7 protein-coding genes are annotated in these 12,755 nt (G+C 60.8%); 4 read left to right on the top strand and 3 right to left on the bottom strand.

Going from position 1 to position 12,755, the window contains the following annotated elements:
• Window positions 1-124: 124 nt before the first annotated feature.
• The gene (locus AB7F41_RS10045; protein ID WP_428406548.1) at window positions 125-2,998 is read right to left on the bottom strand and encodes a discoidin domain-containing protein; all 2,874 of its coding nucleotides are present in this window, start codon (window positions 2,996-2,998) and stop codon (window positions 125-127) included.
• A 216-nt stretch (window positions 2,999-3,214) separates the two neighbouring features.
• A complete protein-coding gene (locus AB7F41_RS10040; RefSeq protein WP_428406547.1) occupies window positions 3,215-7,957 on the bottom strand; it encodes an HAD-IC family P-type ATPase in 4,743 nt (1,580 codons plus the stop codon).
• 82 nt (window positions 7,958-8,039) lie between these two features.
• Between AB7F41_RS10040 and AB7F41_RS10035 the strand changes: the two genes are divergently transcribed.
• The 4 genes from AB7F41_RS10035 to AB7F41_RS10020 all read left to right on the top strand — a co-directional run bounded on the left by AB7F41_RS10035 (window position 8,040) and on the right by AB7F41_RS10020 (window position 11,537).
• Window positions 8,040-8,846 (top strand): DUF5765 domain-containing protein, encoded by an 807-nt coding sequence (locus tag AB7F41_RS10035; RefSeq protein WP_428406546.1) that lies wholly within the window; start codon window positions 8,040-8,042, stop codon window positions 8,844-8,846.
• A 47-nt stretch (window positions 8,847-8,893) separates the two neighbouring features.
• On the top strand, window positions 8,894-9,034 hold the full coding sequence (locus AB7F41_RS10030; RefSeq protein ID WP_428406545.1) for a hypothetical protein: 141 nt from the start codon (window positions 8,894-8,896) through the stop codon (window positions 9,032-9,034).
• A 1,163-nt stretch (window positions 9,035-10,197) separates the two neighbouring features.
• Window positions 10,198-10,530, top strand: coding sequence for a DedA family protein (locus tag AB7F41_RS10025; RefSeq protein WP_428406544.1), 333 nt, complete (start codon window positions 10,198-10,200; stop codon window positions 10,528-10,530).
• Window positions 10,527-11,537, top strand: a complete 1,011-nt coding sequence (locus AB7F41_RS10020; RefSeq protein ID WP_428406543.1) for a sodium:calcium antiporter — start codon at window positions 10,527-10,529, stop codon at window positions 11,535-11,537. Before AB7F41_RS10025 ends, AB7F41_RS10020 begins: the two co-directional genes overlap by 4 nt.
• 494 nt (window positions 11,538-12,031) lie before the next feature.
• Here the strand turns inward: AB7F41_RS10020 and hypB are convergent.
• A partial coding sequence (gene hypB, locus AB7F41_RS10015) for a hydrogenase nickel incorporation protein HypB (RefSeq protein ID WP_428406542.1) occupies window positions 12,032-12,755 on the bottom strand: 724 nt, incomplete at its 5' end.

Here is a 12,755-nt window from a genome sequence, read left to right as displayed (position 1 = left end):
GTTCTCGACGAAACGGACGGTCGGCGAAGCCGATGCGACGTGGACAAACGCGCAGCACATTGTGAACCGCGCCTGGGTTTGCGTCCAGCAAATGGACGATAAAATAAGGCTGGTGAGATCGATATCAGGACTCGATAATCAGCCGGTTGAAGTTCGGCGCCGAGATGACATCCCCATGCACATCGCACGGCCTGCCGTCTGCTCGCGCTTGCTTGGCTCCAGGAAATCGGCATGTGATCCGTTTTGGTTGTGGACCGCTCAACTTGAGGTCGATGACCGCCTGGGCTCGATCGCGACGAGCGCAAAGATTGGCGATTCCGAAAGCGGTCGGCATTTCATGCAGCGTAATGCCATCGCCCTCCCACCATGCATCGGGAACCGCGCGCAACAATTCCAAGGCGGCGCCGTTTTCGCACAGCAGCATCCGACGGATCGCTGTGGCGAACTCCGCTCCGATCCATGTGTGGGGCATGTCGCCAATATATTCGGGCGACTGCGGTTCGCCCCAGACGACCTCCGCCCAAGAGCGCCATCCGCTCGGTCGCCGCCAGATAAGGGCGGCGGAGAGCAGTCGGAAGGCGTCGTCGAAACGACCAAGCGACACGAAAGCGTTGAGGTTGCGAACGCCGTATGGCGTATAGCTTTCCACGAATTTCGGCTTTCCAACCACTTCGATCTGACGGGAAACGACGTCATAGGTCGCCGTTAGCAAATCTCTCGGAAGGACGTCATCCACCCGGCAAGGCTCGAAAGCGATCGACGTCGAACTCGGATCCAGGTCCTCGCGATCGGCCGATGCAGGTATATATTTGGAGCCCAATCGCTCCGCGGTCATCCGAAGAGAGCGCGCAAGATTGGCGGCGAACTCCTCGCCTTTCGCTTTCGCCTGGGCGGCAACGGCCGCATCGCCCGCCTCATTTGCAAGATACGCGCAGTTCCGCCACGCGCTCAGGGCAAAAAAGTTGTCCCAGTAGCTGTAGGAAGGTTTGCTGTAGCCCTCGTGACTTATGGACGGCGCCAACAGTCCGTGGAACGAACTCTGCGGGCCGTGCTGCGCATTGGTTCTTGCGGTCAGCGTCTCGATGAACCAGGTCGCCCGGACCACAGGCTCGTAAACGGCGTGCAGAAAGTCGCGATCTCTGGTCACGCGATATATATCCGCAGCGATGCCGACGAATTGGCCCTGCGCGTCAAATTCAATATCGCTTCCGTATCCTTTGTTGACGCTTCCGTCCCAATTCAGGATTGGCGGCACCATCCCATTTTTATAAATGCGTTTTGAATACCAAAGGACATAGTCCTTCGCCTCGTCGACCAAGCCAGCCCAGAGCAGCGCGAGCGCCTGCGACGAACCATCGCGAATCCATGTGCGGTCATAATTGCGGGGACCGGGTTTGAAGGCGTGTTGCGTAGCGTTCACGAGAATAAGCGCGGTCTGCGCCTCGACGGTGTCGCTGACTTCTCGATCACCGACTGTGATTTTCCGGGGTCCGATCTTCTTCCGCCAGCCCCGCGCGACTTCTTCGTGGACGGCGCAAAACGATATATCCGGGTGGGGCGTGACGCCATCCCACATCGGCGACGAGAGGACGAAGGCGGCGCTCCCCTCAGGCGCCAAGGAAAAGCGGAACTCGCAAGCGGCGCTAAGCAGGCCTGAAACTGAATGAAGTCTGCGAACGGTTTGTCGCGGCGCGTTCTCAATCAGTCTTATTACGTCTCCATTGTCAAAGTCCGCAACGGAGACGAAATCCGGTTCGCGCGAAAAAGCGGCGAAGATCTGATTATTGACCCACACTTGGCGCCCGTCGACACCGATGGCGTCGATGGCCGCATGGCCGCCGTGTTGCCAATAGGGATTGATTTGGACCGGCCGCACCGCGAGGACAAGCGCGCCGTCTTGCCGCCGACTATCCCTGTTTGTAATGCGGTATTCGACCAGTGCTTCGCCGGCATGAGCGATGGCGGTCGCCCTGAGTTCGACCCCTAGCATCGACCAAGTGACGCTCGGTATGGGCAGCGCGCCATCGAGCAGCGATTGACTGACGGCTGCGCTCGCCGGCGCTCCGCGAAGCACTCCGCCCAATCTGAGAAGAGGCGTGATCTGGGCGCTCTCCGCGCGCGGCTCGAGATTTCCGTATTCATCGAAAAGCGCGTCCTCCGGTCGCTCCCGCTCGCCGACGACCGTCCAATAGACTTGGCGACCCAGGAGCGACTGCGGGTAGAGCTCACCGCGCCCCGCCCGGGCGGCGCGCTCGAACTGTCCGAACGGCATCCGGTCTTTGTTCAAGAGTCGGATTTTGAGTTCGTTGACGACGGCTCCCTCTGGGGAACTCGCCTCATGCACCGTCAAGCGAAAATAACGGCTGGTGGTGGAGCGCCACCAAAAGTTGTCTATATCGCCATCGCCGGTCGAGATCCGGCCGACTTCGCGAAAGTTTGCGCCATCATCGGAGAGATGCACCGAAAATACGGTTCCGTAAGTCGCTCCCCATTTGATGAAGGCTCCAAGAGGCAATCTCTCATAGCCAAAATCTACCGTGATGCTCTCGCCAGGGGGAAGTTTGACCGGGGCGTTGCCGAGCGCCGCAATGCGACCCTCCTCCAACACCGACGCGGCATCGGCCGGGCCGTACAAGTTGATCTCGATGATCTCGGGCGTTCGCGCCGGCTCCAGGTTGTCGCATTTCCAGCGCACGAAGCGGGCCGCGACCGGCGGGAAAGCGAAAATCTCTTGTCCGCCTTCGCCGTGCAGAGTGCGGCAAAGATGCGTCCAGGTCTCACGGTCGAGCGAAGCCTCGAACCCATATCTTCTGGGAGTTTCTTTGCCCCAATAAATTTCCAGTCCGCCAAGCGTCGCAATCACCCCCAAGTCGATTTCCAGCCACGGCTCCGTCGAAGGATCGGATCGCCACGTCGTTGCATAATGGTCGTCGATCGCGAGACCAGGATCGCCGCTGTCGGCTGTTACATTCCACCGGCCTTTATGCGGCACGTCCACGAGCGCTCCTTATCTTGGCGTAAGTCATTGCGTGAATAGCGCGAGGCGAACACATCGAAGCTGTATTGCGCCGAGCCGCAAATTACACAAAAAGGCAGCCGTATCCCAAAAGCGCCGGCGATCAGTCGACGATCATCGATGCGAGGGCTCTGGCGCTCGGCGACGTCATTGCCGTTACGGCAAATATTTATCGACGCTACGACCCCGCAATCGATATCACGAGTTGGCTTCCGCAGCCGGGGCGCAGGCGGAACAGTCGCTCCAAACGGCTCGCGACGGCTTGTCTGGCGCGCGGCGCGCGTCCTTGTCGTGGACGATGGGTATTTTCACCGTCGCCTTCATCAGCGGCGCCAGCAACGCCTGCGGATTGGCCGCGCCCACGACCACAACATAGCTTTTTCCATCGGCCCCTGCGTCTGGCGACGGGTTGATGGTCTTCACCTCACCCTCGAAAACGCGGCCGGGAAGAGAGTCGATGGTGATGGAGACCGGTCGCCCGACCTCGACTTCTGCGACGTCTTTCTCCGTGACGCGCGCCTCTATGCGCGCCTCGGGCAAGGCCACCACGAAGAGCGGGGGTTGAGCCGCGCTCGCCTCGGCGCTCTCGCCCGTTTCACCGGCCAGCGCGACGATTTTTCCGTCGACGGGCGAATGAATGTTCGTCTTGTCGAGTTCGACTTCGGCGGCGCGTAACGCAGCTTCGCGCTTGGCGACCAGCGCTTCGTCGCTCTTCGATTTCGCCACGGCACGCGCATAGGCGTTTTTGTAACGATCCAACTTGCGGCGTATCGCGGCGTTGCGTTGCGCGAGCGCCTGGCGACGCTCCAGCGCCGCCTTGGCGCGCGTGGCTCGCGCGAGGCTCCTCTCGTATTTCTTCCTTGCGGCGTCGAGGTCGGCCTGCGCGCTTGCCGCCGCGGCGCGATAGGGCCCAGAGTCGATCCGGGCGCACAGCTGGCCGGCGTTCACTTGCGCGCCCGCCTCGCAGTAGATGGCTTCGATCGCGCCTGATACAGGGGCCGTCACCCGCGCAACGCTCTCTGCACTGACGAGCCCCTCGACCGTAACGCTTTGCGGCGCCGACTGTCGCGTTTCCCTCTCTGTGACAGATCGGATGCCGGGCGCGTCCCACCACGACCAATAGAGCCAGCTCCCCCCGACCGCGACGATCGCGAGCGCGCTGATCGCCGATGCGCGAATGATCTTCAGGTCGTTGGCCTCGCCCGCAGCGGATCGCAGAAATTTTAGAAACTCCAGCACGACAAGCGACGTGAAGGCGAAGGCCAGCAATCGGAACGCGTCCTCCCAGGGCACGCGCGCCGTCTTGAGAAGCCCGGCGAAAAATTCGCTCTGCTGGATCGACATCTGCACGGAAATTGACAGGACGATTACGACAAGCAGAGCGACGTTCGAAAACAGGCTTTCGCGCCAGATCGGGTTCCGGCTCCGCACGCTGAGCGAGGTGAAGAGTTGGGCGAAGACCATCGCCATGAAGGCGTATGTGCGGGCGAGTTCCAGGTTCCCATAGCGCAGGCCGTAGACGTAAGCGACGAACGACACGACGGCTGTCGGAACGGCAACGAGAAACATCGTCCAGAGAAACTCCTCGTCGGCGATTTCCTCATTTCGCTCCCGCGGACGCTTGTTCATCACCGAAGCGTCGACGCGATCCGCGGCCAGACACAGCGCCGGCGGACCATCGGTGATCAGATTGATCCACAGCAGATGGATGGGGAGCAGCGGCGCCGGCAAACCGATGATGATGCTAATCGCCATGACAAAAAGTTCTGCTGAATTGCAGGCGAGAAGGTAGAGGAGTGTCTTGCGGATATTCTCGTAGATGCCGCGCCCTTCCTCGATCGCGGCGACGATGGTAGCGAAATTGTCGTCGGTAATGATCATATCGGAGGCCTGCTTCGTCACCTCCGTGCCCGAGCGCCCCATCGCCACGCCAATATCGGCGCCCTTGATTGCGGGCGCATCGTTCACCCCGTCCCCCGTCATCGCGACGACCGCGTCGTTGGCCTGCCATGCTCTGACGATGCGCAGTTTGTGCGCCGCGTTCACACGGGCGTAGATGGTTGTATCCGTAACCTTCGTCTCGAGGTCTTCGTCCGTCAGCCTATCCATTTCCACGCCGGACAGGATGCGCCCGGTCGCGTCGATTCCGAGTTCGCGGCCAATGGCTTTGGCGGTATGGGGATGGTCGCCAGTGATGACTACGGCGCGCACGCCGGCGCTTCGACACTTCGCCAGAGCGTCTCTTGCTTCCGGTCTCGGCGGATCGTAGAGGCCCGAGAGACCGACGAAGACGAGGTCCTTTTCAATCGCCTCGGGCGCACGCTCCTCGCTCGACGTTGACTCGAGATCACGGAACGCCGAGCCGAGCACGCGCAGCGCGCGATCGGCGAATTCGCGGTTCTGGCTGGCGATCGCCTCCCGGTCTACGTCCGTCATCCGCCGCACGCCAGACGCGTCCAATATGTGTGAGCAGCGTTGGAGCAAGACGTCGGGCGCGCCATTGGTCAGGACGCGTCGCCGCCCCTCGGGCAGGCGGCGGACGATGGAATGCAGCTTGCGGTCCGAGTCGAAAGGTATCTCGAAGATTTTCGGCTGAGCCCGATCGAGCGCGTCGCGATGCGCTCCGGCCTTTCTTCCCGCAAGGAGGAGCGCGCCTTCCGTGGGATCGCCAATCACTCTCCATGTGTCGTCCTCTTGCTCGAAACGCGCATTATTGCAGCCTACAAGGATTTCGCTCAGTCGCGTCAGCGCGGCGTCGCGGCCCGGCTCAATCGTTCGGCCTTCGAATCGGATGTCGCCGTCGCCGCCATAGCCTTCGCCGGAGACCTCATACGCCCGCCCGGCGACGAGCAGCCTGCGCACGGTCATTTGACCGACCGTGAGCGTCCCAGTCTTGTCCGTACAGATCACATTGGCCGAACCGAGCGTTTCGACCGAGGCCAATCGTCTGATCAGCGCGCGACGCCTCGACATCCTCATCACGCCGAGCGATAGCGCTGCCGTGACGACAGCGGGCAAGCTCTCGGGTATGGCCGCGACCGCGAGACTGACCGAAGTCAGGAAGAGTTCCAAGACGTCCCCGCCCCGCCATAGTCCGAGCCCAAACAGCAGGGAGACGATCCCAAGAGACGCCCAGACCAGGATTCGCCCGAATGCTCCCAGGCGCTGCTGCAGCGGCGTTTCCGCCGCCGCGCCGGCTTCCTCGAGAAGGGTGGCGATTGAGCCGAATTCGGTCTGCATACCGGTCGCGACCACCACCGCCCGGCCAGAGCCGGTCGCGACGCTCGTGCCCATGAAAACCATGTTCCTACGGTCGCCGATCGGAAGTTCCGCCTGCGCCAGGACCTCCGCGTTTTTCTCGACGGCTTCCGATTCCCCAGTCAGGGCGGCTTCAACGCAGGAGAGGGAAACGGCGTCAAACAACCGGGCGTCGGCGGCGACCAGGTCGCCGGCGTCGAGTTCGAGTATGTCGCCAGGCGCCACTTCAGCCGAAGCGACCGTCGTCACCGCGCCGTCGCGCCAAACTTTCGCTTGCGGCGCGGTCATTCGCATCAGTGCGGCGATCGATTTCTCCGCGCTGTATTCCTGGTAAAAACCGACGATGGCGTTCAGGAAAACGATGGCGAGGATGGTGACCGCGTCGATCGCGTCCCCGAGAAAGCCGGAGACGACGCTCGCGGCGATCAGGATCCAGATGAGAATGCTGTTGAACTGGGCTAAAAAGATCGCCCAGGGCCGGAGCGGCTTCGTCTGCTTGAGAAGGACGTTTGGCCCGTGCGCGGCGAGCAACTTCGAGGCCTCCTGCGTCGATAGGCCGTTCGCCGAAACGCCTAGCCGCTGGAGAACCTCGTCGCGCGAGACGCAATGCCATGGCCTTTCAGTTCTCCGCTCGGCTGGAGCGCCTTGGGTCGCTTTCTCCGCCTCAACGTCGCTGGCGCGCCACAAGCCGAGAAGTGCGATCGTCACCGTCATCGCAACTGGCCCAAGAATCATGCCTGGCGTCCCAAAAAGGTTTAGCCCCCCCACCAGCGAGATAAAGACCATGAAGGCATGGATTTTGAGCCGCTCGCCCATCAGCAGCGGACGAAGCAAATTGTCGACGCTTCCGACGATCAGGCCGCCCCAGGCGGCGAGAATAATCGCCTTTCCCCAATTTCCATCCAGCGCCAGAACGATCGCGGCTGGAATCCAGACGATAAACGCGCCTAGAACCGGCACGATAGACAGGAGCCCCATGACGAGGCCCCAAAGCAGCGGAGCCGGGAGGTCGAGCCACCAAAACATCAAGCCCGCCAACGCACCTTGAATCGCTGCGACCGCCAAGGTTCCATAAACGATCGCGTAAATGGTTTCCGCGACGCGAGTTACGATGAGATCAGTTTCCGCCTCAGACAGCGGCGAGAGAGCTTTGACCATTGCGACTGCTTCGCGTCGATCGCGCAGCAAATAGAAAAGCGCATAGAAAGTAATGAGGACGCTAATGACCCCGGCGGTCGATCTCCGAAGAAATACGGCGCCCGCGTTCGTCAGCCAGGACGTCAGGCGGCTTACAATCGCCCCTGGATCAATCTCGTTCTGAATCCATTGGCTCAGCGTTGCAGTCCAAGGATGCTTGCCGATTAGCCGCCGCCAATCGCTCGACGCAAGCTGGCGTTGCATGTAATCAGCGTTATTCACCGCCTCGCTAATAAGTCTTTCCGTGACGAAAAACGTCGGCGCCACGACGATGACCGCGACAATTAGCACAGAAACGGCGGCTGAAAGATTCGAGCTTTTCAGCCTCTGCTCGATAAGTTCATGGGCTGGAGCAAACAAAATCGCGAGCGTGACCGCCAATGTTAAACTCGATAAGAAGGGCGCCCACAACAAAGAACAAACATAGATCCCGGCCAGAGTGGCGGCCAGACGAGCAAAAGCCTGAATGCGGTCCGTCGTGTCCATCGTTTTTTATCGCCGGAGGACTGGTCGGCGGGCTTGTCTAAAAAGCTGCGCCGTCGCATGGTTCACGTCGAGCCAACAGTCCGTGGCGACCACAGACGGAATTGCATTTTTTAGCGTCGCGACCCCTGATGGTGCAAGCATGTGTTGGAGTCTGGCTGCTTCAGTGACGGTGGGGGCAATTGGCGTCACGACAACTCTCTTTGCCGCACGTATGGGGGCGCCAAGGGCTATATGGGTCGCCGTCGGCTATTTCAGCATCATGGAAGGCCTGCAGGCAGCCGGCTATTTCGTGGCGGACGCATGTGGTTCGCCCGCCAATCGGCTGATTATCGCATTATCGTACCTTCATATTGTTTTTCAGCCTTTCGTCATCAACGCATTCGCAATGCAACTGGTGCCGGCCCCGGTCAGCCGGCGGGTACGCGTCATCGTGTATTGCTTGTGCACGGTTTCGGCAATGTTCATGCTGGCCCAAGTCTATCCTTTCGAATGGGCGGGGACATGTCGGATTGGCCAGGTTTTTTGCGGCAGAGAACTATGCTTGCGTTCAGGAGAGTGGCACATCGCCTGGGACATTCCCTACAATGGACTCGCCCGACCATTTGACGACGCGATTGGCGCGAATTGGGGGTTTCCAACTTATGTCCTGACTGTCCTTGTCTTGCCGTTTCTTTATGGATCGTGGCGCTTCGCGCTCTTCCATCTGCTCGCCGGGCCGGTACTCGCGAATTTTCTCACGAGTAATGTCAACGAATCACCGGCAATATGGTGTCTGTTCTCTATTGGGATCATTCTGATCGCGATGTTCCCAATATTGCTGCGACAGCTCCAAGTCGAACATTGGATTCTTTGGCCAAAAAGCTGGCGGGCCGATCTCGCTCCGCGATAGACGCGGCAGGGAATTACGTGACGCGTTCGATCATTTGGAGATTCGCAATGACCGATGTCGAAAAAATCGCGTCCGAACGCGCATCTGGCCGCTCAAGGACGTTCTCCGCGCAAAACAATGAAGCGAATCGCGAAGCACCATCATGGTCGAATCGGCATGCGCCTTATCGTATGCGCCATTTGATTTGACCGTCGCGCGGACCATCCGTAAAGAACCAATATGGTCGAAGACCTTGACGGCGCCGCGCGTTTGTGCGTAGCCCCCGCCACCTTATAACTGCTCGGTCGATGAAGCGTCCGGATGTGAGGACGAATATCATGACAAGCTGCGATCCAACGCCTGTTAATCCATATTATCAATGGTTGCGATTTTTATCGATGGCTTCGAAATATTGGATCGGCCCTGCGCGCGCCCGAGCCTTTATGTTGACTTTTCTGGTCTTGTTGTTCGTCCTCCTTCAGTTGGCGGCGCAGCCGCGGCTTTTTTGATGCGCGGGAATACAAGAATATCTCTGATCTTTGACGCGTCGTCCTACTTCTTCCGTTGCTCGTCGCATTCAGCGCATTCGCCGTAACTGGCGGACTGGTCTCGCGCATGACGATGCAAACGCGGTGGAGAGAGTTTTTGACCGAGACCCTGGCGGGTTGGTGGGTCCATGAACTGCGATAGCGCAGGAGCAGTCTTCGCCGGAATATCGCATCGCGAGGGACGTTCAACTCGCGATTGAGCCCTTAGTAGATTTTGCCGTTGGATTATTGACCGCGGCAGCAACCGCATCCGCCTTCGTTAGCATTCTTTGGATAATTGGCGGCCCTCTAACGTGACAGTCGCCCTCGGCGAGCGCGACGGTCGTCGCGCGCAATGTCGAAGCGGGCAAGAATCGAGGCCAGCGCGATCAACGCGTCGCTCCGCGCGACGTCCCGCAGCAACGTAAGGGAAAGAAGATCGGCAGCGCCGGTCGGCTCGATGGAGCCGGCAGCGACCCGAATCAGGGTGCCCCAACAGAACGATCACCGGGCATTCGACCGCTTCATAGACCCAGCGGCGGAATCACTCTCCGCGCCAAGCCACCGGAACGCCGGCGGCAAAGGAGATCGTGGCGAGTGCGAGACCGAGCGCGACGGCGGGCATTGTTCATGGACGCGGAGAGGAGCGCAGCCGGCTTCGCAGCGGCGCGCCGGGACCTCACCCTGCGCCTTGTCCTTCTCGCAGGCGCGGTCATCTCCACGGTGGGGGCGTTTTTCTGCTATGGTGTAGGCCGATGGATCGGAAAAGAGCGCCTGAAACGGTTCGCCGCGCGGCGAGGCCGCTAGCTAATGCTGGAGCCGACCGGGACCGACAGAGCGGAGGAATGGTTTCGCGGTTACATCGGCTGGGCGCGGTCTTTTTGGGACGCCTCGTTCCGGCAGTGCGGACGCCGATCTCCGCGCCGGCGGGCGCCGATGAAATGCCGTCGGGCCGATTCTTCGTCTATTCCGCCCCGGGAACCACGACCTGGTCCGGCGTTCTCGCCGACGCCGGCCATCTGCTGGAAAATCGCTATCGGCAGATCTCCACCGGAACGCGGCGTCTAACGCCGTCGTCGGCTCAATGCCGGCTTTGGTATATCTACCGCGTGGTCGCTTTCAAACAGGAAAAAAGCCTTGAGCCGCGCCGCCTCGAGACGATAAGGGAGGCCAAATGACAGTTATTGCCGAGGCGTGGACGAAATTCGCGATCTGCGTCGCGTTGATCGGGGTCGCGGGGCCGGCGCTGAGCTACCATGGCGATATTATCGCGCGGCGGACGGGACTGACCCGCAGCTGGGTCGGCCTGCTGTTGCTCGCGACCGCCACCTCACTGCCGGAGCTCCTAACCGGCGTCACCGCCGTCACCGCCGTCGGGGCGCCCAATATCGCGATCGGCGACGCCCTAGGGAGTTGCATTTTCAATCTGGCGATACTCGTTTTTCTCGACGCATTGAGCCGAGAGGGATCTGTGTTCACCCGCATGGACCAGGGGCATATTCTCACCGCCGGCTTCGGGGTGATCCTCATCGGCTTCGCTGGCGCGTCCTTGCTGCTCGGCGTCAATCAGTTCTGGCCCAAATTCTTTCACATCGGCATCTATACCCCGGTCCTGATCGCACTCTATCTCCTGGCAATGCGCGCCACATTTGGCTATGAGTCGCGGCGATCCGCCGCCGGCGCGGACTCCGCGCCCAAGCCCGACATAGGTCTTGCCCGGGCAATCGGCGGCTATCTTCTGGCGGCGGGGATCGTCGCCGCGGCAGGCGTCTGGCTCCCTTTCGTGGGTCTCGAGATTTCTGAGGCCATGAGTTGGCGCACGACTTTTGTTGGCACCCTATTCGTCGCGGCCGCCACATCTATCCCCGAATTCGTCGTCAGCATGGCGGCAATGCGCCTCGGCGCACTCGACATGGGCATCGCCAATCTGTTGGGCAGCAATCTCTTTAATATGCTCGTGCTCGCCGTCGACGACATCGCCTATGAGCCGGGATCGCTGTTCGCGGCGGCGTCGCCGACCCATGCGGTGACCGCCTTCGCCGCCGTCATTATGTCCGGCATCTTGATCGTCGCCCTCATCGACAGACCCTCAGTCCGCTTCTTCGGCGTCGTCGGCTGGACAAGCCTGTCACTCTCCATCGTCTATTTCCTCAGCACTTATCTCGCCTATCTGCACGGACATTGACCCCGCCACGGCGGCCGACGCTTGTGCGCCGACTCGACGGAGACCGTGTCACTCGAATGGCGGCGCAAAATTCGGCCGCAGCGGCCCAACCCGGGACAGCCTGTCGAGGCTAGGGCCGCGACAGCAGTCGCAACGCGCGCTCCGAGTAATCTCTCGCCGCCGTGATGGTCTCCGCGCAGGCTATCCTGTACGCCGCGACCGCCTTCGATCTCGACCGGACTCAGAAGGACGATCCCCCGCTCGGTTTTTCCGGCTTCGTACAGCAGGCCGTCGAGCGCCCTGAGCGCGCTTGCGAATGACCGGGGGCGCTGTTCCGCGCCCGTCTGCTTCACGACCACGAATTTTGTGCCGCCGGTAAGCCGGAAGGCGCTTCGCCATCTATCTGATTTTAGTGTTTTCATGAAGTAGCCTCGCTGAAGGCTGAAACTTCAGCGAGGTGGATTTGTTCCTGAGGCATTTGGACTGGCCGCGCTGGCTTCACTGGCCCAGCAGCCTCAGATGACGTCCAACTGTCTTGCCGCCATACGTTGCGCGCGAATCCAGTTGTAGAGCGTCGGCATGCCCGCGCCGGTCCTGGCGGAGACTTCGACGATCTCAATGTCCGGATTGATGCGGAGCGCGTTCTCCCGCGCCTGCTCCATCGAGAAATCGAGATGCGGCAGAAGATCAATCTTGTTGAAGATGACGAGCTTCGCCGCGCTGAACATATGCGGATATTTGAGCGGCTTGTCTTCGCCTTCGGTCGTCGAAAAGATGACCGCCTTGGCGCGCTCGCCAAGATCGAACAGCGCCGGACAGACCAGATTGCCGACGTTCTCGATGAAGACGAGCGATCCGACGCTCGGCTTGAGTTCGGAGAGACCGCGCGCGATCATCTCGGCGTCGAGATGGCAGCCGGTGCCGGTATTGACCTGAACCACCGGCGCGCCCGCCGCGCGAATGCGCTCGCCGTCATTCGACGTCGCCTGATCGCCCTCGATGACGAACAGCGGCAGCTCGCCCGAAAGATCCGCGATGGCCCGTTCGAGCAGCGTCGTCTTTCCGGCGCCGGGCGAGCTGACGAAATTGAGCGCCACGATCTCTCGACCTGCGAGCCAGGCCCGGCATTTGGCGGCGATCGCGTCGTTCTTCGCGAGAATCCGCGATTCGAGTTCGAGGCGCCGGTGGGAATCCTCGTGAGCGTGATCATGGTCGCCGTGATCATGCCCATGCGCGTGG

The organism is Methylocystis sp. (assembly GCF_050251305.1).
Classification (GTDB): Bacteria; Pseudomonadota; Alphaproteobacteria; order Rhizobiales; family Beijerinckiaceae; genus Methylocystis.
The sequence above is the reverse complement of the archived record's forward strand: the minus strand, read 5'-3'. Positions and strand labels throughout refer to the sequence as shown.